Origin of the sequence: Anaerobiospirillum sp. NML120511, assembly GCF_023050955.1 — a bacterium.
Classification (GTDB): Bacteria; Pseudomonadota; Gammaproteobacteria; order Enterobacterales; family Succinivibrionaceae; genus Anaerobiospirillum.
Map to the genome: position 1 here is coordinate 1 of NZ_JALKIK010000056.1, position 25,191 is coordinate 25,191.

Sequence of the window (25,191 nt, forward strand, 5' to 3'; positions counted from 1 at the left end):
ACCCACGACTACGCCCAACTTACCAGCTACCACCCACGGCCACTCCCTGCACAAACCAGCCACAGCTGTTGCAACTTCACTCACAACATCAATCCGGGGTCCGTGGACGCGGGATGCGACATAAGCCCTTTGGACCTCCCATATGCGACAGCACGCTGAGCATGGCATTGGCAAGGGATTGGCGAGGTATTGCCTCTTTGACTATATATGCAGAGGCAACAGACAGGCGTACGCACTCGACGCTGTGACTGCTGGCAGCGCCCCGGCGTCAATATCTGAGAGGCTGGCAGCGCCACCGGCGTTGGCATATGATCATGAAGTTAGCCTTACCTTTATTAATGTAGAGCTCGGCCGATCAGTATTTGACCTGACATCAGAGGCTCCCCCCTGTGCTGTGCCGTGCAGGAACTGGCTGTGCGGTGCGGTGCGTGCTTTTGCTCAACATTGCTGTGCTGCTCTCAGGCACAGATTATTTGAGGAGCTTTATGGAGGGCATGGTAGACAGGCTGGCTGGTATGTTGGGTGAGCAAAGCCTGTTCAGGGTTACAGGTTTGGGTTAGTGGCGATATTTTTTTGAGCTGGATCACATGAAGAAAAATATAGATCAGTGTGGTCGAAAATATGTTCTTAAGGTAGATTTTGTACTGTCACAGTGTATGGTTGTGTCTAAAATGGAACCTGTTGACGGCAGTGCTGTGCAGCATGTTTAACACAGCCAGATGCCTGTCCAGACACAGAACTTTTTCAGGGAAGCCGGGTTACTGGCGTATTGCCATACTGCCTTATTGCAGCTGCCAGACAGTCTCTAAACTGCAGCAAGACTGTTTATGCTGCGCAGCATCAGACGCGTCTTGAACCGTCGCTCACTGGCTGTCGCGGCACTGGCTGACACGGTATTGAGTGTCGCAGCAAGGCATGTCGCGACATTGGGTGTCGCGGTATGGTCTGCCCCGGCCTGCGCCCTGGCCCGGAGCCATCAGAGCCCGTAACGGAAATTTTGAGGTACCTCAGCTATGTCAGTTATTTTCAACGAGCAGGAACAGAGCTTTACTTTAAGCAATGGCCGTATTCAGTACGTCATGCAGTTATTCCTTGAGGGCTATCTGGGCCATATCTACTTTGGCAAGGCTCTCAAGCACTTCAATATCAAGCGCGCTTTTTACCAGACTGAGCGCGAGGGCGCCCCTAACCCTGGCAAGCATGCCGATGCCCGTACCTTCTCTCTTGATGTTCTGCCTCAGGAGTACTCAGTTTACGGCTCAGGTGATTTCCGTATTCCGGCCCTTGAGGCCACTCTGGCTAACGGTACCTCCACTCTGGATATCCGCTACCACAGCCACCGTATTTTTGAGGGCAAGTCTGATCTGACCGGCCTGCCTTCCTCCTATGCCTCTGCCGACCAGGCTACTACTCTTGAAATCACCATGCGTGAAGTTGCAGGTGATCTTGAAGTAGTCCTGTCCTACACCATCTTCAAGGACATTGATGTCATCACCCGTCACGCTGTCATCAGAAACATTGGCTCTGAGACTGTTGCTCTGCGCCGTGCTGCCTCATTTACCCTTGATTTCCCTACTGAAGAAATGGACCGCATCCATCTGTGGGGCAAGCATGCTTTCGAGCGCAATGTTGAGCGCACTCCATTAACTCACGGTATTGAAATTTCCGCTTCCAGCCGTGGTGCAACCTCTCACCAGCACCAGAACTTCCTTGCTGTCTGTGACCGCACTGCTACTGAGTTCAGCGGTGATGTCTATGCTGCCTCTCTGGTATGGTCAGGTAACTTTGAGGCTGCCACCGAGGTTAACTCCTTTGGCAATACCCGTATGGTAATGGGCATTAACAGCTTTGACTTCAAGTGGATGCTCAATGCCGGTGAAAGCTTCACCACTCCTGAGGCTGTGCTGGTATTCAGCAGCGAAGGTCTCAACGGCATGTCCCAGAACTTCCATCGCTTTGTCCGCAACCACATTGTTCGTGGAGAGCACCGTGACGCCCCACGTCCAGTTCTGGTTAACAGCTGGGAAGCTGCCTATATGGACTTTACCGAGGACAGCATCGTGCGCTTTGCAGAAGATGCCGTAAAGCTCGGTGCTGAATTAATCGTACTGGACGACGGCTGGTTCGGTGTACGTGACAAGGACAACTGCAGCCTGGGCGACTGGACAGAGATCAACACCAAAAAGCTGCCTAACGGTATTAAGGGTCTGTGCGATCGTATCCACGGTCTGGGTGCAAAATTCGGCCTGTGGGTTGAGCCTGAGATGGTAAACCCTGATTCCAATCTCTTCCGTGCTCATCCTGACTGGGCCATTGGTGTGCCTGATCATGAGCGCTATCAGCAGCGTAACCAGTATGTGCTGGACCTGTCCCGCAAGGAAGTACGCGACTATATTGTCGACTCTATCTGCGAGGTCCTGGGCTCAGCTGAAATCGACTACGTAAAGTGGGACATGAACCGTAATCTTACCGATATTGGTTCATGGGGCTATGGCAAGGAGCAGCAGCAGGAAATTGCTACCCGCTTTGTGCTGGGCGTATACGACATCATGCAGCGCATTACCTCTGCCTTCCCTCACATTCTCTTTGAGAGCTGTGCCGGTGGTGGCCGTCGCTTTGACATGGGCATTCTCAGCTACATGCCTCAGACCTGGACCTCTGACAATACTGATGAAGTATGCCGTCAGAAGATTCAGTACGGCACTTCAATGATCTTCCCTCCAATCACCATGGGCTGCCACGTAAGCGCCTGCCCTAACCACCAGGTTGGCCGTACCACTCCAATGCTCAGCCGCTTTGTCTGCGCCATGTCAGGCAGCTTTGGCTATGAGATGGATCTGGGCAAGCTCTCTGAGGAGGAGCAGAAGGAAGTTGCCGGACATATCGCTCTGTACAAGGAGCTGCGCAACACCATTCAGTTTGGTAATTTCTACCGCCTCATGTCCCCATTTGAGGGTAATGGCAACGAAACTGCCTGGCAGTTTGTCTCTCAGGACGGCAGTGAAGTCATCCTCATGTACTTCAGAAATCTCTGCCAGCCACAGGGCAATATCCGCAAGATCCGCCTGACCGGCCTCGATGAGAATGCCACCTACAAGGTAACTCACCACATGTACAACAGTTCTCTGGCCTGCAATGCCCTTGATTACCTTTCCAATTACAATCTCGAGGGTGATGTATTCGGCGGCGACGAGCTCATGCACTTTGGCGTCAACATGGACAAGGTAGATCGCGACTTTGCCGCTTACCTGATTTCATTCAAGCGCCAGTAAGAATTTCAGGAGCCGTGCCTCAGATTATCAACGCTGTAATCAGCACGGCCTCAACCATTCAAATTAAGCAACACGCCTCTGGTACCTGGTACCAGGGGTACCCAGGGCCACATTATGTGGCCCTTTTTATTTGTGTCCAGGGCACCGGCGCCGGACGCCAGCTCCGCTGACGCCACCGACTCCGTTGACGCCACCGCCTCCGCTGACGCCTGCACCTGCACCTGCCCTGCGCCAATGCGCAGCTGCACAGCTGTCAGCGCCCGCCCCTTGTGCGGACTACTGAGGCCAGAGCACAGCTATGACACCTGAAGTAATACTTTATAAAACATTATGGACAGTGCAAACAGTAAGGATGGGCATAAGTGCAGATAATAAGCAGGAGCACCAGTGCAGACATCCGGGTATCTGCACTGCTGGCCGGGAAAGACTGGCTCAGGACTACAGTGAGGCAGGAGTAGTAATGGCAGTGCGGCGACGGCGGTAAGAGGCCGGAGTCGTACCTGTCACTTCTCTGAATATGCGGGCAAAGTGTGAAGAGCTGCTAAAGAGCAGCATCTGCGCTATTTCGTATACCGGGATCTCTGTCTGTACCAGCAGACGCTGAGCTTCCTTAATGCGCTCATTGCGCAGGCATCCCGTTACTGACATGTTGAGGCTGCGGCTGAGCACCCTGTCCAGGTAGTCTGCGTTTACCCCCAGCTCTGCTGCCAGCTCCAGTCTGTCGGTACTGCTGTAGACATGGCGTCGTACCGCCTCCAGCGCCCGCACAGTAAGAGGATTGTCCATATGAGACTTGCCCGCAGCCTCCTTGAGCTCTCTTACCATACGGGCAAAGATCACTCCGCTTTTAAGACCGATAAAATCGGCCTCTTCAGGAGTACGGCAGTTTTCAATACCCAGAATCAGCCAGTCAGCAATGGTATAGGCCTGCTCTACACTCAGTCCACCGGCAATGGCCGCTCTTGAGTTGAGCACCAGGCCGCATATGGCCAGATTCTGGGAGGCGCGCAGTGCTGTATACCCCAGAGTACCGTTCTGACCATTACGGCTGGAGTTCTGTACCTTCATGTAGGCCTCAGGGTCTCCAACGGTTACTGCATCCAAGGCTCTCAGTTCAAAAAGGTAGGAGCTGTGCGGACGGTCATCAGGCACCACATCTTCCCAGCGGGGCATGACATGACGCACAGGATCAAGTTCGCTGAATATATCTTCACCTGGCCTGCTCTCAAGCGGAGTCAGGGCTGCAATCAGACGGCGGGCTGCAAAGGCAAGACTGTCGAGCTGAGTGTTAACTGCACTGCGACGCAGAGCGGCTGTCTGCTGATTGCGCTCATCAGGCAGCGGTCCCACTATAACGGCAGAGAGATCAGGGAGCAGATAGCCACCAGATGGCTGCTCACGGGTCAGCCTTACCGGGTCACTGCGCGAACGCACCATTGCCAGAGTGTCGTTGAAAAGCTGGCTTTGTACAGCCTGCTCATACTCAGTTCCAGCCGGCAGACGCTTAAACAGCGCCCGCCCCTGAGCATCAAGCATGATTACAGGGCAGGCGCCCAGCTCATAAAGGCCGTTGAGCATGGAATCAAAAAAGTTCTTCATGACATTTAACAGGAACACAAGGGCAGAGAAGAAGAGCTCTGACTGCCATGACGGGCGGCAGCCCCGACGGGCAGCCAGGCTCAGCGACGCGCTGAGCCTGGCTGGCTGCGGCGCAGCCCGGCCTGGCCCGCCACCTGGCTGCGGCGCAGCCATAGCCATCATTGTACAAAGGGTAATTTAAAGAATCAGAGCCATGATATGACAGCGCCTGTGCGGACTGACCGTCCGCACAGGCGCTTATAAGGAAATTACAGCACAGTCAGTTAAGACTCACTTTTGTTGCTGGAGTCATTGCTCTGATCATTACCCTGGCTGGCCTGCCCCTGGAGGACATCTTCCATGCTGTCATCAGCCTCCATGCTGTCATCATCCTCACCTGGCTCTGATACTCCCTCATGGAAGACAAAAGAGGCCTGGCTTGGATAGCCATAGACAGAGCACAGTCCATCACCAAAGCCAAAAGCAGAGTTATCACTGTTACTGTAGGACTCAGGCGGTTCACTGGCCTTCTCCTCCTCAGGGCTCTTATAGGCACTGGCAGGAGTAATAGGCAGCACACCATCATCCGAGGTAATAACACCCTGAGAGCCCGGCCTGATCCTTGAGCTCATGTCAGCTGCTGCACTGCCACCACCTGTTACCTTGCCAGGCCCTGTTCTGCCAGTAGCGTCACTGCTGCTGTTGCCACCGCTCAGAGCACCACCATGGCTGACGGTATTGCCCGGAGCACCGCCCAGAGTACTGCCTGATGACATCTGAACACTCTCAAGAGAGTAATTGCCATCATGACAGCCCTCAGGAGCCGGAGTAATCTCCACTGTCTCCTGGAACTGAGGCTCAGCTGGTATGCCCTGAGTGCTATGCTCACCGCTCAGTGCATTGCTGCCACTGTGAGCGCCGCTCTCAGCATTGCCCTGCTCATCAGAGCCAATGCCCTGACCCAGACGTCTTACCATCTCAGCATGAGCGGCATCTGAATGAGCCTCGGCCTGAGCAGTCTTTTCATCGACAGCCACGTCACCAGGAACAGCTGCGGCAGCCACTACCTCATCTGGCAGTGCCTCGCCCTGCTCTGCAGGTGCGGCACCATCAGCCGCTGCACTACCAGCGTCAGTCTCGGCTGCAGCCATCTGAGATGCTGCCTGAGGTGCTGCCTGCTGAGCAGATGTCTGCTGCTCAGCCTCATCGCCCTTCCAGGCGTACTTTTCGCCCTGCTCAAAGCCGTCGAGGCTGGAGAAAGTTACGCCACTGAGCTTATCAGTCGCCCCCTCAGCACCGCTGTTTTCAGCAGCAGAGCTGTCAGCATGCTCACTTGCAGATACAGGCTCTAACTGAGGCCTACTGTCATCGCTGTCGTCACGTGCAGCCAGAGACAGTTCACTGTCATCACCCTGAGCACTGTCTTCAGACCAGTTAAGGGAAGCTGACTTGCTATCCTTGTGATCATCAGCTGCCGTCAGGGTATTGCTCTCACCTGGAGCTGCCTCATTGGAAGCTACCAGACTGAAGTGAGGGGCCGGAGACATGTTGAGCTTTCTGTCTTCAGACTGCTCAGTATCAACAGTCATGATTTCAGGCTGGATACTGGCATCGCCATCAGTGCCGGCCGCTGCATGCTCAGCTGTGGCTGATCCGCTGTGAGCTGGCTCATCCTGGTCCTCACTGCCCTGGGCAGCCGCGCCCGGGCCCTGCCCGGCATCAACGACCTGGCCCTGGGCAGCTGCGCCCTGGCTCTGGGCGACGGCTGCGTTCTGGCTCTGCTGAGCAGCTGCGCCTGTCAGCTGTTCTTTACTGGGAAAGCCGTCAGGTGAGGCGCCTGAATTTGCTGTGGATGGGGCGCCCCTGGTATCGTTGCTCTGTGCGCCGGCTGTGCTGCCTGATAACTCTGAACTGTCCTGATTTAAAACAGTGGCAGCGGACTGGTCAGAGCTCTGAATATAAGGTTGCCTGGGAGCTCCGGCACCTGTGGCCATGCCATCTGAACAGGTTTTGATGTCATAGTCCATCTTCTCAAAGAGAGCAGCCTTGAGATCATCAGAGAGCAGTCCCTGAGCATCAAGTGATGAGATGCAGGACTTGTAGAAGAACTCAATATCCTTGAGCTTCACCTCAGACTCAGGACCACCTGATGCCGAGGATGACAGCAGGGATCGCAGCTGCTCGATACGCTCCTTGAGCTTCTTATCGATAATCTGGCATAAGAGCTCAAAGCGGCGACGGTTATCTTCGTTCAGTCCGTTACGGATTCTGAACAGTTTCTCATCAGGCACCAGGGCAGCACCTGCGCCGGCCGCAGTTGCGCCGACAACGGCGCCTGAGGCTGCAGCAGCGGATGCCCCCTGACCTGCACCAAGAATGGCAGCTCCGGATACGGCATCACTGTCAGCTGATGGCTGTGGGGTGCTGACTACAATGGTAGAGCCCTCATTGTCCTGACGGGCATTGCGGGCTGCTGCGGCGGCAGCAAAGGCCACATCATACTGAGAGACTTCCTCACCAGGGCGACGGTCACCACCTGCCGGTACTGAGGCACTGGCTGCAATGGCCGTCTTGATGTCCTTGGAGCGGAAAGTGTTCTCCAGATCCGCTGCCGTCAGACTGTCACGGCTGTGCTCAGCTGCACTGATGGCGGCCTTGCGTGAAGCAATCTCATCAGCAAGGGTTGAGGTTCTGATGATATTGGTGGTGCCAAGCGGAGTGGTCTGAGTACGCGACTGCAGACTAAGAGGACCGGCTGTGGCCCCTGATACGCCAGAGCTGGCAGCTGCGCCTGCTCCAGGAGCACCGGAGGCGTTACCTGATCCCTGGGTCTGACTGCCTGCTGAGCTGTGTGCAGCGGAGGCATCAGCGCCCCTTGCTGATGATGTACCCTTTACTGAGGAGAGCAGTTCAGGAATACCGGCATCGCTGCTGTCAGCCTCTCTGATATTGCCGCCAATGAAGTCCTCAAGATCATCATCATCATCGAGATCATCCTCTGAGGCTGAGCGTTCCTGAGCTGAGGCCATGGCCTCGGCTCTGATACTGTCAGCTGAGTCATTACCTACACCAAAGACAGTAGTACCGGTCTTGTCAGAAGGCGCAGAGCTGTCAAAAATCGAGAACTTGCGATCACTGCGGGAACGGTCACCAGAGCGCTGCAGCTCGGATGCTACCTTAAGTACATCCTTGGCTACAGAGGCAATCTCTACAGTAGCAGAGCTGCCGCCCTCATCTGATACTGAACTGTCCGAGCTCTCAGCTCCACCTGAGGCAGAGCTGTCAGCACCAAAGCGGCTGGCTCCATCCTTGAGGTTCTTATCCAGATCAGCCTCAAGCTCTTTTTGCACCTGACGCAGTTCACGACCGGCTTCATTGAGCAGCGGAGCCAGAGAGGCAATACGGGCACTGGCCTCAGCAAAGGCTGCAATATCAACATTGCCCTTCTCTGAGCTGATTTCCCTTACCAGGGTGCCCTCATCTCGTGGCAGAGCCTTTGGTGAGGAGCTGTTAAGCAGCTCTACCGGGCTTTCCTTGACTCCGGTGGCACTGGCGACACCGGCAGTGGCAGCGGATGCTGCAGCCGCCGCAGCTGTGCCGCCAGCTGACCCTGCACCGGTGGCTCCTGACAGAGCCTCAAGCACTGAGTTGAGCGGGCTGCCCGGTGGCAGGGCTGAAGTGCTGCCTGCCAGTGGTGATGTCACTGTGCCAGGCTCAGCCCATGACAGTACGGTACGGGCAAATACCTTTGCTGAGTCATCAGGCAGAGAGTCGATAAAGTCATCGTTATTGCCTGAGAAGTCAGCAAGTCTTACCTTGTCCGGACCGGTAAAGAGCAGTTTGATAATCAGACGGCGGGCAGCTGAGGTCTGATACTGATCGACAATGCCGGCATCACGGGCCTTTTCCACTGCCTTTTCAATATCAAAGGAAGTAAGTGAGCTTAAGGTACGGCCCTCAAGAACTGATGCAGCTACCGGAACCAGAGCATCAACAGTACGCTGCTGAATGGCAGTAAGGGCAACTTCACCTAAAACCGGTGCTGCCACTGCTGCCGCCTGAGCTGCGCCTTCACCTGCGGCGCCGACGGCACCTCCAGTGGCTCCAGCACCTGCAGCGCCGGCTGCTGCGCCTGCATTGCTGGCCGGGACACCGGCCACAGTGGCAGCCTGCTCGAGGGCATGACCGGCTACAGCGGCTACTGACTGAGCAGGAGTGCTCATCCTGCTGGCGGCGGCCAGCAGCTCAGCCATTGATGCCGGGGTATTTACTCCACCAGGGGCAGCAGAGGCTGCAGCGACAGTACGCAGGGCACTGGCAGTCTCAGGGCTCAGACCTGGACCATCGTCATCATCCTCACCTGTGTAGCTTTCATCAGCACCCAGCTGCTCGATATTCTTATAGCGCTCCTTGAGTGCAGCCAGTGCGGCCTCCTGCTCGGAAAGCTGCGCAACGCCAGGGTCAGCCGGTGCAATGCCAGAGGCAGCCGGTGCAGCTGCGGCAGCATCACTGTGGGCTGCGCCCGCACCTGATGCCACACTGTCAGCAGCTGACTCAGCAGCCGGGGCTGCAGCTGCAGATGGAGCGGCAGCCGGGGCGCTCAGTGGCGGCAGCGGCATGGCGCTGCTGCCACGTGAGGCCAGAGCTGCTGCAAAAGCCGCCTCACGGGCAGCAAGGGCAGCCTTGTTAACCGCCTCATCAAGGGCGCTGCCGCTAAGACCCGAGTCACGGCCGGCAGCGCGTGCGGTCAGACCTGCTGCCTCCCAGGCAGCATCGGCTGTTGCCAGAGCATGACGGGCACCATCGGCATCTGTAAGAGTGCGGCACTGATCTTTGAGGTTATAGCCAAGTGAGCGTGCTACAGCTGCAAGATTTTCTACTTTATAAAGCAGTTTGTAGATAATCTGTCTGTGGCTGTCATCAAGACCCTCCATAAGCTCAAACACTGAGCTCAGGCAGGAGTTGAGGGTACGGTTGTAAGGCAGGCCCTGCAGGGCAGCAAGACCATTTTCCATGGTCAGAGCACGCAGCAGCTCAAGGCCCTCATCCTCAAGAGTCAGGCGGTCCAGATCGGCAGCACAGGCGCGCTGTCCGGCACGGGCCTGTTCAGCTTCTGCCATGGCGGCTGTAAGCTGCTCTTCTTTGAGGGCCAGAGCCGCTTCAAGGGCGGCAATGCGCTCTTCATAGGCCGCAGAGCGTCCCTTGATTTCCTCTTCAAGAGTGGTACGTCCTGAGCGCACTTCGTCCATGGCTGCGCTGGCAGCGCGGGCAATCTTGCGGTCACGCTCCACAAGGAAACGGCTGAAGCTTCTGAAGAACTGCTGCTCCAGAGAAAGCAGACCTGAGCTGATGCTCTCAGGAACAAAAGGAATCTGCTCACGCAGTTCCTTTTCCTGCTCCTTGATGGCAAGCAGCTCCTGATTGCGCATATATCCTGTAAAGCGCTCAATAACCAGCTCATACTCTTCAGCTGTAAGAGCAGGAGCAACGGTCAGCAGCTGTTCATAGCCGGCTGTTGCGCCCTCCTGATAGCTGCGCTTGAGCTCATCAAAGAGCCTGTCCAAGATATCGTGCTGCTCAAAAATACTCTGAGTCATATTTCTCCGCCCTGATAACTAAAGTGCGTGCCTGTTGTGCTGCGCTCCCGGCCCTGGCCCAGACCCTGCGCAGGCCTGATGATAAATTCCATACCGTACCCTGCTGCCCCTGCAGCACCATCCCCTGTCGGCAGCTGCAGCCGCAGCGGCAGCCGCAGTTCCATCCTGGCATGCCGCCCTGCACGGGTGCGGCCAGCAGCCTGCACCGTCCCGGCCATGAGCTGACAGCCGGCACACAGCGCCAGACCATATGCTGGTCGGCCGGACCTGTATTTACTGAGCCAAAATGCAGTGCGCGCCGGGGTGCATTTGCAAGGATCTAAGGATCTGATGCAGAGCCAATAACAATGCTCAGGCAGCCATAAAATGCGACGGCCCGATTAACCGGCAGTGATACGGCAGCTTAAGGGCCATGAGTTAGACCTCAAATGCCGCCGGAAATTCATCAGTGCCCTCATTTTAACTGATCGCACGGACAAATCTCCCCGCAAAGCCCTGATATTGCCCAATTGCTGAGCACTTTAATCACATTACCGGCAGCACAGCCTCATCGACTGCCGCTTATTCTGTCATGGCCCGGACATACAGCCGTGCATGGCTGTCCGCTGATCCTGGGCGCTGCGCTGCTGCCCCCGCCTGCTCAGCTCAGTGCAGAGCTGCAGCTAAGGCAGCTGCGCCCTGCCCTGTCCCCATGGCAAGGCAGCACAGACAGACCACATAAAGATCAGGCCAGCTGACGCCCGTCATGCCACCAGGCGCTGGGGGACCTACGCCCCGCTGCGCCCCATGTCCAGCGCCATAGGCATGGCCATAGCCATGGCCAGCCCGGCCCGGCCCCATAATAAAGCCCTCAGCTCCGGCAGCAAGGCCGGGCAGTCGGCAGTCGGCAGTTTCGTCAGCTCAGGCCGGAAGCTGGCCAGTTCGAGCAGTACAGACCGGAGGCTGGGAGGTTCCGGCATGGAGACCTGTGGCTGAGCAGAGCCCCACGGGCACTGCCAGCCAGGATTACCTGGTCTGTATGGCTGCCGGGGACGGGCAAATTATTATATTTTCTTTATTAAGTGTTTTTAAAAATACCTGTCGATGTGTACACTGTACAGCTGGTTGTTGCAGGACTTTAATCAGGTCTGTTTTTCAGGATCCCAGTTAAGCCCTTTGGACGCTCTAAAGCTCGTCAATTTGCAGCTCTGTCAGAGCCGCAGTCAGCGAGCGCTAGGCCCCGCGCAGATGTCAGCTGCACATGGTAATTTCAGGACGCAAGGCCCGTGTTTAACTGATCTTCAGCCCTGCAGCCTGCAAACACTGCAGCACTGCAGCACAGCCTGTTTCTGCAGTCTGACACCATGTTCAGGGTCTTTTTTGCGCAGGAAAAAATTCCCGGCCAAATGGCTGTTTTTCGCCGAACGCTGACTGCCTCTGTGCACACTGTCCTGAGGACAGCCTCGAGGTCACGGTCGTCACCTGCTCATTAAAAATGCTGTTTTTCCAGGATTTAACACCTGCTTTTTAGTAAGATCGCATCCACCAGCAGATGATACTTTTTTCGAGATCTGTTACTGCGCTCTCAGGCTGCTCTCATACCTGAGCTTATGTCAGAGCCAGCCTGCGCAGCACCGGAGACACCGGCAGCTGACAGATCCGCCTTAACTCCGGTCCCCGCTGCTGATGGACCACGGGGTAAGCAACTGTAAGCCCCGTACTCACTCCCTGACAACACGGATAAGGCCGTACAGCCAGTTTGCAAGGCTGCGCTGCAGCCGACCAGCATCATGGCCGCTCACCTCAGTCCGTGCCCTCAGGATCTGTTCAGGACAGGCATGAACTGCCAGCCTGCCGGCGCCCGCTGCGCCCGCCCAGGCGACTGTCATGGCGTGGCCGCGCCTGCTGCGGCTGCTGCGTCCGCAGCCGCGCTGCCGGTGCGATGCCTGCTGCCGGTGCGCTGCCTGCTGTGGCCGTTGAGATGTCCCTCTCTAAGCGGAAATTAAGTTCAGCTTCTCCTTTCTTCCCTGGTTACGGATCATGAACACTAATGACACTCCAGATATTGCCTCTGCCATCAGAAATGCAGGGGCCTGTCATAACAATCAGACTGCTGCTCAGGAATTTGAAAAGATAACGCCTTTCTTTGAGTTCTCCTCTGAAACCTGGTCAACCTTTGCCCATAACAAGGATCAGGTAAATCTCACCGAAGCTGAGCTGCAAAAGTGCCTTGCCTTTAACGACAGGATCTCACTTGAGGAAGTATCCAATATCTACCTGCCCCTGTCGCGCCTGCTGCACATGTATGTGCGCTCCCGTCATGACCGCTCCACCATCATCCAGCAGTTTCTGGGCAAGAGCATTGAAAGCGTGCCTTTCATCATTTCCATCAGCGGATCAGTAGCCTGTGGCAAGACCACTACTGCCAATCTGCTCAAGCACCTGATTTCTTCATGGGATGGTTCACCAAAGGTAGATCTCATCACTACCGACGGCTTTCTCTACCCTAACAAAATCCTGCACGAGCGCCGCATTGAGGCCAAGAAAGGCTTTCCTGTGTCCTATGACGTCAAGGCCCTGATGACCTTCCTGCACAAGCTCAAAAACGGCGAGCCTGATCTCAAGGTACCGGTGTATTCTCACCTTTACTATGATGTCATCCCTGATGAGTTCATCACTGTAGACCGCCCTGATATCCTCATTCTTGAGGGCGTGAACGTACTGCAGAACGGCGCTGACTATCCTGATATTCGCAACAAGGTCTTTATCTCCGACTTTATCGACTTTTCCATTTATGTCGACGCCGAGGAAGACTTCCTGGTCAAGTGGTATGTTGACCGCTTCCTCAAGTTAAGAGAGAGCACCTTCAACAATCCTGACAGCTACTTTCACCGTTACTCACGCATGAGCCAGGAGGATGCCGAAAACCTTGCCTACTCTATCTGGAGCGCAGTCAACCACGACAATCTCATCGAGAACATTCTGCCGTGCCGCAACCGCGCCAACCTCATCCTGCACAAGGGTCCAAACCACACAGTAGACCGTATCTACCTGCGCAAGTAGCAGGCCCGCATGAGCCTTGCGGCAGTGCCAGCCCCGCTGCCAGCAGCGCCCTCAGGCTCCAGCCGGCACCGGCGGTACTGGCTTACACCATTACCTGCCGGGCCAACGAAAAAAGCTCCCATAAGGGAGCTTTTTTTATATGGGCAGACTGAAAGTCTGGCGCCGGTCCACGCCTGCACTGCAGGCCGGCCTGATATGGCGCCACTGCGGCGCCCGCGCAGCAGACGGCTGCAATGGGCCGCAGGACAGGCTGCAGTGGGCAGCAGGGCAGGCTGCATCAGCGAATGGCTATGATATGGCCTGAGCGAATGGCGGTACGGCCACCGGTATTGCTCTCAAGGAGCAGTTCGCCCTGAGAGTTTACTCCCACTACTCTGCCTGTTACTGAGCGGTGGGAGGAGATAGCCACATCCACAATACGGCCCAGAAGCACATCATGACGGTTCCAGCTGTCGATAAAAGGAGTAAGTCCTGAACGGCGGAAATTGTTGGAGGCGTATTTGATCTCGTTGATAAGGCCTATGCAGATGTCATTGCGCCTGACGTCATAGCCCATTTCCTCAAGGGTGGTATATGGGCGGTCAATATTGCGGGAAATGCTCTGGGAATTATGGATATTAAGACCTACACCGACAATGGCAAAGACCTCACCGTCAGGGCTTGGTACTGACTCAATAAGAATACCGGCCAGCTTCTTGTCACCAAAGACCACATCATTAGGCCACTTAAGGCGCACATTCTGTACTCCGGCAAATTCAAGAGCTGTTACCGTAGCCACGCCAATGGCCAGAGAAAAGCCCAGCAGATGCTGCAGGGACGGAAATTTGATGGCCATGGACAGCATGATGTTTGAGCCAATGGAGGACAGCCAGCGGGTGCCTCGTAATGAGCGGCCCTCAGTCTGAATCTCGGCTACCAGGGCATCACCTGATACCAGGTTGTCCTTTTCCTGCATCAGCTCAAGATTGGTAGAGGCAGTTACATCCTTTAAGGCAAAGCGGCCACGCTGCTTGATGCCCTCATAAATGGTACGGGCATTGAGCAGATCAAGACTGCGGGTAAGAACCAGATCTTCGCCATCCTGAACCAGCAGCGGCTCTATCTCATTGGCCCTGAGAGCTGTATCCTGCAGCTCCTCAACAGATACGGACAGCTCAGAGCACAGAACCTGATAGTTCATCCTCAGAGAGTCTGCTTCGTTGAGGGTTCTTAATAAGGGCATTACAAATCTCAGATCTGTTCCCATTCTCTTTCTCCATGCTTGCCGTAGAGGCGCACCTCAGGTACAAGATCAATAGAAAACTTACTTTTTACTTCAGCACTGACATAGCGGGCCATGGCCAGCACTTCATGAGGAAGAGCATCACCAAGGTTGACTATCACCAGAGCCTGCTGACCCCAGGTGCCTACCTGACCATGACGTATGCCCCGGCATCCGGCCTTGTCAATAAGCCAGCCGGCGGCCAGCTTGCAGCTGCCATCTTCAGCAGGCCAGCTGGGCACCTTGCCAAAGCTCTTTTCAAGAGCGTGCAGTACCTCAGGCTGAACATAGGGATTTTTGAAAAAGCAGCCGGCATTGCCCACATGACGTGGGTTGGGCAGCTTTTCATTGCGCAGGGCAATGACAGTATTGCGTACCGCCCCTGCATCCCTGAAGCTGCAGCTTTGCAGTCCGGCATAGTTCTGCACCGGAGTGAAAGCAAGGGGCAGCCTGAAGGTCACATGAGTGATGAAATATGAGCGGCACTGAGGCTCCTTGAAAATGGAGTGACGGTAGGCAAAGGCACATTCATCATGAGTAAAGATACGCAGCGAGCCGTCATTGAGATTGACAGCCTCCACGCTCTCAATAAGTGATCCCACCTCAACGCCGTAGGCGCCCACATTCTGTATGGGAGCTGCGCCCACCGTGCCAGGGATCAGGGACAGGTTCTCAAGTCCGGTAATGTCCTGACTGAGCATCTGCTCAATAAAATCATCAAGCACCAGTCCACCGCCTGCTCTGACCAGATAGCAGTCAGAACGCTTTTCAATGCTCACGCCTTCAATTTTGTTGATGAGCACGGTGCCGTCGAAATCTTCGGTAAAAAGCACATCTGAACCGCCGCCCAGAATGATATAAGGGCCAGTGACCGGAGTCTTTAAATCATCAATGCTGTGCACCTCACGCCCTTCGCGTGCATACACAGTCAGATTGAAAGTATTGTAATTTCTCAGATCAAACATGCTCAGATCACAGATTAACAGCTCAAATCATCACGTAACTAAGCCCGCCGACAATGCCCGGTCCGGGCTCTTACAGCCTGCCAGGGCCTGGGCATTCGGCCCGGCCCTGGCACTGCTGCCCTGGCGGGCCACAGTCACGCCGCTGCGGCCGGGGCCTGTTATCCCTGGCGGACAGATACGCGGGAAATGGTACCGCCCAGAGCGCGAATCTTGCGCTCAATGTGCTCATAGCCACGGTCCATATGGTAAATACGGTCTACCACTGTAGTGCCCTGAGCTACCAGACCGGCAATTACCAGTGAGGCTGAGGCACGCAGATCGGTGGCCATTACCTGAGCACCCTTTAAGGTCTCAACACCGGTACAGTGAACATTATTGCCCTGAATGGACAGATTTGCGCCCATGCGAATCAGCTCAGGCACGTGCATAAAACGGTTTTCAAAAATGGTCTCAGTAATGGTACTGGTACCCTTTGCAAGGGCATTGAGCACCATAAACTGGGCCTGCATATCGGTTGGGAAGCCCGGATGAGGGGCGGTAATGATATCAACAGGCATAATGTCGCGGCCACGCATGTCGAGGTAAATATCGCTGTCTCTTACCTCTACCAGAGCATTGGCCTTGCGCAGCTTGACCAGCACCGGCTCCAGGGTGGATGGCAGTACATTACGGCACAGCACCTCACCATGGCTTGCCATGGCAGCAATAAGGTAGGTACCGGCCTCAATACGGTCAGAGACAATGGAGTGCTCACAGCCGTGCAGACGCTCCACACCCTCAATGGTAATGGTGTCAGTACCCTCACCTGCAATGCGGGCACCCATGGCCTTTAAAAACACGGCAAGATCAGTAATCTCAGGCTCGCGGGCAGCATTTTCAATCACTGTGGTGCCATCGGCCAGAGCCGCTGCCATCATGAGATTTTCCGTGCCGGTAACTGAGACCTTGTCCATCATGATGGTAGCGCCATGCAGACGTCCGCCTGGAGCGCGGGAGCGGATATAGCCATCAGTAAGCTCAAACTCAGCACCCATTTCCTGCAGACCCTTAACATGCAGATCAACAGGACGGGCACCAATGGCACAGCCGCCTGGCAGTGAGACCTCAGCCTCACCCTTGTAGGCAGTCAGAGGGCCCAGGGCCAGAATGGAGGCACGCATGGTTTTAACCAGCTCATATGGAGCGGTGTTGCTGGTTACACCATCGGTAATGCGGTAGGTGCTCTCATCGATGCGCTCGAAATTCTTGCCCATCATGGTAAGCAGCCTGAAACAGGTCTGAACATCTCTGAGATCAGGTACGTTACGCAGGGTAACAGGCTCATCTGTAAGCATGGTTGCCAGAATTACAGGCAGTGCTGCATTCTTGGCTCCTGAGATGCCCACTTCACCCTGAAGAACCTTACCACCAACTATTTCAAACTTGTCCAATGCTCTGTGCCTCAAAAAAAACTTACTGCCGACCTCTTCCGATAAACACCACACCCCGCCCGCCCCTGGCCTGGGCCAGGACCATGGTCACAGCAAGGACCATGGCCCCGGCCCGTAGCGGCCCTGCCCCGGCGGCCAGGCTCCGGTCCCCGGCCCCGGCTCCGCCGGATCACTGCCTGAGCTGGCAGACCGGCATAAGAGCAGCTGCATCATGCTGAGCAGCTCATCATCACATCACGATCGCCCTTGAAGCCTGACTGTGGAGTGTATGGGAAGAGGTTATCAGCTTATAAAAAAACCAGGTCGTAACCGCGCAGCCTGCCTTGAGAACAAATTTGACCAGGGTGCTGCCGTACCTGCAAAAAATCCATATTTTACCAGTCTTTGCATGCTATTCCCATAGCATATCAGTCCCGGTTATACCCGGCTGTTCCCGGCACAGCAAGGACAGTTGCCCCACCGCCCCATGGCCGCCGCAGCCAGCCCCAGGCCAGCCGGCCCCGGGCCAGCTCACCCTGACAGCAGCAACTGAGGCCAGCCCCGGCAGCCGGGGCTGTCATACAGGATCAACCCCGCCAGTCCCAAACTGCCCCCGCCCCGCAAAGCATGCCTTGCCGGGCACCGCGCAGCACCAGGGTCAGGATTACAGACTGCTGCAAGGGACACACTGGGCCGCACTGCCTGACATGCAGCCGCACGGACAGGCAATGCCCGGCTGCCGCAGCGCAGCTCCTCAGGCCGGAGTGCAGGCACAAAAAAGCGCCCCTCAGGGCGCCTTTTTCAAGTTAAGCCGTAAGGACTTAGCGATCAGTCCTTAATGCATGATCATATGGAGTTTCCTGATAGATGAAGTTGATCCAGTTGCTGAAAAGCAGAGCTGAGTGCGAACGCCAGGTGCAGCGTGGCTGCAGATCAGGATCGTTATTAGGGAAGTAGTTGTAAGGAATGTCAGGATTCATGCCGGCATTCATGTCACGACGGTATTCGTCGGCAAGGGTGCCCACATCATACTCAGGATGGCCGGTTACATAGACCTGACGGCGGTCAGGTGAGGCGGCCAGGAAAACACCGGCCTCATCAGAATCGGCAAGTACCACCAGATTGGTCTGATTTTCCACCACTGAGGTTGGGAAGTCGATAAAGCGCGACTGCGGAGCCAGGAAATAATCATCAAAACCACGGGTCAGAGCCGAGTAGGTGTTGGAGGTCTTGTTCATATAGACGCCCGACAGCTTGTGATCACGGTTGAGCAGCGGCAGATCATAGAAGTACTTAAATGCTGCAGCCACACCCCAGCACGAAAAAAGGGTGGAGGTTACATGGGTGGTGGACCACTGCATGATCTCCTGGAGATGCTCCCAGTAGGTAACATCATCAAAATCAGTACGATCAAGCGGAGCACCGGTGATAATCATGCCGTCATAGTTGAGATGCTTTACGTCATTAAAGCATTTGTAGAAATTATCCAGGTGAGACTGAGGCGTATTTTTTGAGACATGGTTGTCAATACGCAGCAGGTCGATATTGACCTGAATAGGAGTACTGGACAGGCGGCGCATGTACTGAATCTCAGTTACAATTTTCTTGGGCATGAGATTGAGTATGAGCAGCTCCAGAGGACGGATGTCCTGACTCTGGGCACGATCCTGAGTCATGACAAAAACATGCTCTGAAGTTAAAACTGAGGCCGCTGGCAGGCCATTGGGAATATTAATAGGCATGGCATTTCCTTGATAAAGCCCTGACGCTCCCGGTCTGGTTCTCCCTGACCATTACGGGCGCGCACCTGCTGCCGTCTGACGGTGAGCATGTCACCTCAACATAAAGACCGGCACTGCATCTTCCGCACAAAACATTCAGCCGCACAATATGCATGCACACCGGCACCGGCTCTGCGCGCAGCTGCGCTGCCGCTGCTGCGCCGCCGGTACTGTGCTGCTGATGCCTGCGCACTCAGGCAGAGTTGATATGTGGCACAGATAAAAGTGTCCTGCCATGCCCACAGGGGCATGAGCAAAACAGCTTGTAACAGATAGCTTACCACAGCCCCGTTATCATGCCTGTCCGTGCCATAAATAAGCGCAGGGAGCTGAACAAATCGTTCACCTGGCTCCCATACTGTCAGGTACTGTTATACTTTCACAAGGCTGCAGGTACTGCTAAAGCAGGGTAATCAGCCAGGGGCGCTGCACAGGCTGCATATCAGCACAGCAAGGCCGGACTGCGCCAACGGCTATCTGCGCCAGCTGCACAGGCAGCAGAACAGACATCGCGCAGGCAGCTGCTGACGCTGCGCAGGGCGCAGCCGACAGGCAGCCGGTGACGCTGCGCAGAGCGCAGCCGTCATGAAGGCGCTGAGGCTGCAGATAAAACTGCCCACCGCCCCGGCAGGCCCTGGGGCAGAGCCATCGCGGCTGATGTAAAGCCGTGACAATAGAGAGGATGCTATGCGAATTGAGCTGATTTCCACTGGTGATGAGGTCATTACCGGCAATATTGACGATACCAATGCCAGCTTTCTGTCCCGCGAGCTTTTTGAAGCCGGACTGCAGGTAAACCGCCGCCATACCACAGGTGACTCCCTTGAGGAGCTCATGGCTCTGTTTACCGAAATTTCTGAGCGTGAGGCCGTGGTGCTGGCTACAGGCGGCATGGGGCCTACCAATGACGATCTCACCACTGAGGCCATTGCCCGTACTGCAGGCGTTCCTCTGGAACTCAATACCACCTGGTATGAGCGCATGCAGGCATGGTTTGACGGCCGAGGCCGCGTCATGACCCACTCCAATCTCAAGCAGGCCATGCTGCCTGCCGGGTCAGTGATGATAGACAACCCGGCAGGTACCGCCTGCGGCTTTGCCATCAAAGTGAACAAGGCCCTGTTTATCTTTGCCCCGGGAGTGCCTCGTGAGCTCAAGGAAATGTGGGAAAGCTCCATCAAGGAAATGATCATTTCCTACTCAAAAGGCACTGTGCCGCGCACCCACCTTATCAAGCTCTTTCTCATGGGCATTGGTGAGTCCACCCTCATGTCCCGCCTGGCTCCGCTGCGTCTGCCTCAGGGTATTACCATTGGTGACCGTGCTGCCTATCCTTTCATCGAGCTTAAGATCATTGGTCACGATGCCAGCGACACTGACATGTTTGCCGTGCTTGAGCAGGTAATGGAGATTGTGTCTCCTTACTATGTATGCCGCGACCACTACAGCCTCATTGACAGCCTCAATGCCGCAAAGGTGGTATTGCCGGCCGTCAACGCCCTGGACGGTGCCTGCCGTGGCTGGCTGCTTATCCACATGCAGGAGCTCTTTAAGAGCTATGTGACCTGCTCAGTGCTCAACACTCAGGAAAACAACCTGACCTGCCGTGAAAAGCACTGCATCGATCTGCAGCTGGAACATGCTCCCAATTTCAATACCATTTCCCTGCAGCCATGCCGTCAGGCCGTGGACAAGGCCATTACCGACACTCACCCTTACTGCTATGAGTTTTCCTTTAACCTCGATATCAAAAAGGACGGTCAGGCCTTTAATCTCAAGGGCAACTATCTCATTGCCCTCAGGGAAGATATCAACAGCCACGCTATCTACTCACGCAACCGCGACTTCCTTGCGCACCTGTGCTGCGTAGAGCTCTTTAAGATCATTATGGAAGAGCCTGAAGTCATTCCTGAGGACTGCCTAGTCAAGGCCATAAGCTGCACCCGCACTCCCCTCGAGGGCTGACCGCCCGGGCATGCGCCCGACCATGCGGCCGACGTCCGCCCGGCTCAGCGACGCCACGGCCATGCTCAGGCCCGGTCCGGACCGAATGCCGGACGCTGACCATAAAAAAACAGCCTCTCCCCGGTACATGATGCCGGAGAGAGGCTGTTTTATTTGTGGCCATCAGCCCGAGCTGTTGCGCCGGGCAGCACACATGGCTGGCGCCGCCAGCCATGCGGTGCGGCTAAGGCTTGTTGATGATGGTGATGTAGTTGCGGTAATACTCGGCTGCCATGGCTGCAGAGCTGTGCAGCTCGGCCTCATTACGGCCGTTGGCGACCAGGGTATGATACAGATCGCGGTCCTCCTTGAGGGCCTTGATGTACTCGGCAATAGACTCGGCATCACCAGGCTCGACAAGAAAGCCTGTGGTTACATCCTTGATAAGGTCAGGAATACCGCCTACGTTGGAGGCAATGACAGGTACGCCGTGCTCCATGGCATCAAGCACAATGCTGCAGTTACTGATGGTGTTGACCGGATAGACAAAGACGTCGCAGACCTTGAGATAATCGACATAATTGAGGCGGAAGCCTACGAATTTGACGTTCTTCATGTCACGGGCGTGATGGCGCAGCAGATTGATATCATCGCCACCGCCGACAAAGACCACGACCAGCTCAGGCATTTCGCTTTGCAGCAGACGGGCTGCGTCGATGAGTACCGACTGACCCATCTGACGGTTTACCAGAGGGGCGATATTGCCTACTACAAAGCGGCCGTTGAGCGATTTGCGGAAGTTGGTAACAAGCTTCTTGTTAGGCTCCATACGCGAAGCGCAGTCGGTAATGGTGATTACTTCACGCTGATAGACGTCAGCCAGGTATTCGGAGATTTCGCGGGCTGGAGAGGCAATGGCCGCAGCACTCTTGCAGGCTGCCTTGGTCATGAAGCCGCTTAAGGTCAGATCATCTTCACGAAAGGTCAGCACATAGCGGGTGCCGCGCAAAATGTAATGCACCAGGGCCCACTGCATGGCCATGGAATCATGGGCATGGACCAGGGTATAGGAATTGCCTACTTTGAAATGGGCACCAAAGCGCGGATCAGAAAAGCCTACTACCTTGATGAAGGTAAGATTGCGTACTCCCTCAAGGTGAAACGGCAGCGGGCTGTCATCACGGCATACCAGCGCCTGAGGCACACCAAGATTGGAGAGCTCTTTAATCAAAAGCTCAATCTGACGCTCATGACCGCGATAGCCACGTGACAGACTGACATGGGCAACAGCAAGCCTCTTTTCACCAGCCATGCAACTCTCCTCCGGGGGCACTTTACTTTCACTAAACGCCGCCTGCTTCTCAGGCAGTACAGCTTGAACAGACAATCATCCTGCAATCACAGTGCAGGTCTCAAACCTGTCTCCATGGATAAAGCTATCAGAGACCTCATCCTGTCACACTGACAACAGTCACAATGACAAAGACCGTATCAAAAGCTCTATACCTGAGGAGACATAACCTGGCGCTGCCGCGCAGCTCCAGAAAAACTGCCAGCCCTCAGCAAGGCTGCGCCATAAGCGACGCAACCGTGGGCCGGGAATTGCCAGGTGCAGCCAGGAACATGTGCACACAAGGCGCTCTGGCATCTGCAGCAGTACATACTGTGCAGCACTCAGCATGCCCCAGCGCCAGTGACGCTGCTGCCCTGCTGAGAATGCATGAAAGAGACATGCATAAAAACAAAAGGGCCCTGGTCAGCAGCAGTACGCTGCTCCGGCAGGACCAATAATAATTTATTCACTGAACATCTCAGCCCGACCTTCTGCTAAACAGTAAGTCCAGGGCATACAGCATACCCTGCAGGACTGGCCGGTCAGACTGGCCCGCCAGGCTTACCTGCCTGGATGCGTACAGGGTGCACTGCAGGGCGCGATGCAGAGCAGCTGTATGGCGCTCAGCTGAGCGCTGGCCAATGCTGGCACCGTGAAGATACTGCCATGGCCCACATAGCTGAGGCTCAGGGCTCATACTTCAGGGCATGCCAGTGACCTTCAGGCGGCTCTACACTAAGGAGCGGGCCTGATGCGGACTTGGATTATCACCGAGCAGGTCAAACATGCGCTTGCGCTGGTGCATGATAATCCTGTCCTGATCTATGACATCAGACATGAAGTAGTAGAAGAGGCTGACCATGGCATGAACCGGATTGGAGCCGTTACGGTAGAGAATCACATCCCATGGCTTTACATTGCCATTGCCCACAAGGCGGGCTGAGATATCTCTTTCATAGGACAGCACATTGACCACGAATTTGTTGTAGTCATTGCGCTGTGGCAGGAACAGCTGGTGCTGCTCAGTTTCATTGCGGGAAATGGTCATGATGTAGGAGCCAGGCTGAGCCAGGGACATCTCACACTCCATATTAGCCTGCTGGATCAGATAGAGTGAATCCTCTACCTGAGGCAGGGTGGAGAGGAAGAAGAAAGCCTCCACCATATTTGTCTGAGGATTGAGACGCTTGATGCAGACGACTGTCTGCATGTCCTCGGAAATCTCATCGAGCAGATCATAGTAGCTGTCGATGCGATCAATAAGAATCTTGGCATTGGAAGTTGCGGCCAGACGCACATCAAGCTGAGTCAGTACCTCATTAGGCAGATGATTGAGCGAGAGCAGATAGTCATAGCCGTTTAAGACCAGCTGATCGGCACATAAGAAGAGCAGCTGGCGCGGGCCTAAAATAAGGCCGTGATCAAGACCCAGACATGGCAGGAATGCACCCAGTGACTTGTGGTCAAGGCCATGCAGGGCTGATGCAGTACCAAAGCTGGCTCCCTGAGCAATGTTCGGCTGAATGGCTCTTAAGGCCTCAGGCGGATTTAAGCGGGTAGCTACCTTGGCACGGGTAAAGAAATTGGTATAGAAGCCCTCAAGGTGCTCGTAATTTACAAGACGCATTACAGAGCGACAGTTAGGAGCACTGATGCGGTAACGAGGATGCAGCATGGCTGGAAGCATAAGCTGCATGTACTGATTGGCGTAGTTGGAGTAGGCAGTGATACTGCCCAGATCCTTAAGACCGCACATCAGGGCCATTACACAGATAGTAAGCGCCGTATCAAAGCGCAGAATGTATTCCGGTTCGCCTTTGATTGCATAGGAGTTGGATACGGCGGAGAATGCCTGGAATACCTTGAACAGTTCAGGATTCTGATAGATCTCAGACTGCTTGAGCTTTAAGAAGGCATCGACCACATGCAGTGAGTAATCGACCATCTCTTCCTGATTGGAACCATCAGGCATGGCCAGCTCTGCAAGGCGGTCAAACAGTACAGGATAGTTCTGCTCTACTTCCTGCAGGGTGCTTTCAATCACGTCATTACCCAGCAGGCTTCTTAAAAGTGTGGCATAAATCTGATTCAAGGGAGCAGCTCCTTTTAATACTGCCTACGCTCAAGCTCAGGGTCTGTTAAGCCCTCAGGTCATATGCCTGACAGCTCAGCCTCACGCTCCTTTGCGCAATATCCGCTGATACCCCTGGGGGTATCAAAAAACAAGTATATCAGTATCCAGACAGTCCGGACTTAGCATGTTACTGCAATTATAAGGCCGCCATGGTCATATAACGACAATGCACGCACTCTGTCATATTCTAAAGAGAAAGTCAGCCAATCTCAAATTTTAGGCCCCGGTTTTATCCCCTTTTCAGGCCTCTGTCTCATTAGTGCACAGTGCTGATTCAAAGTCTACAGGGTACAGCCCTCTGTCCCGGACCTGCCAGTCCCGCACTGGCGCCCGGGAAGCGGCGCAGCTGCGGACCGGGCAGCCAGTGCAGATCATTTTGCAGGTCCCATAAACGAAAAAACCACCTTGCGGTGGTATTAAGAAGCTGGCTTATGCAGCAGGGCGATGAGGCTGAGCACCTTGCGCTGACAGCGACCGGCAGTTGCAGGCTGACCGGCACTACCATGCGGCCGGGCAGGCGGGCAGGCAGTGCTGAGCAGGCGTGCAGGCCTTGCGGCCCTTGCGTGCAGCAGCTTCCGGAGGGTGGCTGATCTGGTGGTTTTACCAGGCCCAGAAACAAAAAAACCACCTTGCGGTGGTCATTTGAGAGATAAATGGCGGAACGGACGGGAATCGAACCCGCGACCTCCTGCGTGACAGGCAGGCATTCTAACCGGCTGAACTACCGCTCCGCATTTAAAAATTAAGCCTGGCGATGACCTACTCTCACACAATCGTACGTTGCACTACCATCGGCGTTACTGCATTTCACTTCTGTGTTCGGAATGGGGACAGGTGGGACTACAGCACTATGGTCGCCAGACAAATCTGTATTT

At 55.2% G+C, this 25,191-nt stretch carries 11 protein-coding genes, 1 tRNA gene and 1 rRNA gene; 3 read left to right on the top strand and 10 right to left on the bottom strand.

What is annotated here, in order from left to right; genetic code table 11:
* Positions 1–1,013: 1,013 nt before the first annotated feature.
* Positions 1,014–3,272: an alpha-galactosidase gene (locus tag MXE39_RS11610; RefSeq protein WP_246978856.1), complete on the top strand. Its 2,259-nt coding sequence runs from the start codon at positions 1,014–1,016 to the stop codon at positions 3,270–3,272.
* A 438-nt stretch (positions 3,273–3,710) separates the two neighbouring features.
* Here the strand turns inward: MXE39_RS11610 and MXE39_RS11615 are convergent, their stop codons facing one another.
* Entirely contained in the window at positions 3,711–4,871 is a 1,161-nt protein-coding gene (locus tag MXE39_RS11615; protein ID WP_246978857.1) for a helix-turn-helix transcriptional regulator, read from the bottom strand.
* 263 nt (positions 4,872–5,134) lie between these two features.
* Positions 5,135–10,447 (bottom strand): hypothetical protein, encoded by a 5,313-nt coding sequence (locus tag MXE39_RS11620; RefSeq protein ID WP_246978858.1) that lies wholly within the window; start codon positions 10,445–10,447, stop codon positions 5,135–5,137.
* Positions 10,448–12,466: 2,019 nt separating this feature from the next.
* On the opposite strand from MXE39_RS11620, the gene coaA reads away from it, so the two are divergent.
* On the top strand, positions 12,467–13,489 hold the full coding sequence (coaA, locus tag MXE39_RS11625; RefSeq protein WP_246978859.1) for a type I pantothenate kinase: 1,023 nt from the start codon (positions 12,467–12,469) through the stop codon (positions 13,487–13,489).
* Positions 13,490–13,766: 277 nt separating this feature from the next.
* Here coaA and MXE39_RS11630 read toward each other — a convergent pair whose 3' ends face one another.
* The 4 genes from MXE39_RS11630 to metA all read right to left on the bottom strand — a co-directional run bounded on the left by MXE39_RS11630 (position 13,767) and on the right by metA (position 18,866).
* Positions 13,767–14,735, bottom strand: coding sequence for a biotin--[acetyl-CoA-carboxylase] ligase (locus tag MXE39_RS11630; protein WP_246978860.1), 969 nt, complete (start codon positions 14,733–14,735; stop codon positions 13,767–13,769).
* Positions 14,720–15,715 (bottom strand): UDP-N-acetylmuramate dehydrogenase, encoded by a 996-nt coding sequence (gene murB / locus MXE39_RS11635; protein ID WP_246978861.1) that lies wholly within the window; start codon positions 15,713–15,715, stop codon positions 14,720–14,722. Before murB ends, MXE39_RS11630 begins: the two co-directional genes overlap by 16 nt.
* Before the next feature lie 158 nt (positions 15,716–15,873).
* Positions 15,874–17,145, bottom strand: a complete 1,272-nt coding sequence (murA, locus tag MXE39_RS11640) for a UDP-N-acetylglucosamine 1-carboxyvinyltransferase (protein ID WP_246978862.1) — start codon at positions 17,143–17,145, stop codon at positions 15,874–15,876.
* An 800-nt stretch (positions 17,146–17,945) separates the two neighbouring features.
* Positions 17,946–18,866: a homoserine O-succinyltransferase gene (metA, locus tag MXE39_RS11645; protein ID WP_246978863.1), complete on the bottom strand. Its 921-nt coding sequence runs from the start codon at positions 18,864–18,866 to the stop codon at positions 17,946–17,948.
* 726 nt (positions 18,867–19,592) lie between these two features.
* Between metA and MXE39_RS11650 the strand changes: the two genes are divergently transcribed.
* Positions 19,593–20,870: a molybdopterin-binding protein gene (locus tag MXE39_RS11650; RefSeq protein ID WP_246978864.1), complete on the top strand. Its 1,278-nt coding sequence runs from the start codon at positions 19,593–19,595 to the stop codon at positions 20,868–20,870.
* Between the two features lie 223 nt (positions 20,871–21,093).
* On the opposite strand, the gene MXE39_RS11655 is transcribed toward MXE39_RS11650, so the two are convergent.
* The 4 genes from MXE39_RS11655 to rrf form a co-directional block, all read right to left on the bottom strand.
* Positions 21,094–22,161: a glycosyltransferase family 4 protein gene (locus tag MXE39_RS11655; RefSeq protein WP_246978865.1), complete on the bottom strand. Its 1,068-nt coding sequence runs from the start codon at positions 22,159–22,161 to the stop codon at positions 21,094–21,096.
* Positions 22,162–22,912: 751 nt separating this feature from the next.
* Entirely contained in the window at positions 22,913–24,274 is a 1,362-nt protein-coding gene (locus MXE39_RS11660; protein ID WP_246978866.1) for a hypothetical protein, read from the bottom strand.
* 696 nt (positions 24,275–24,970) lie between these two features.
* Positions 24,971–25,047: transfer RNA gene (locus MXE39_RS11665), tRNA-Asp, on the bottom strand.
* Positions 25,048–25,062: 15 nt separating this feature from the next.
* Positions 25,063–25,178 (bottom strand): 5S ribosomal RNA (rrf, locus tag MXE39_RS11670).
* Positions 25,179–25,191: the final 13 nt, after the last annotated feature.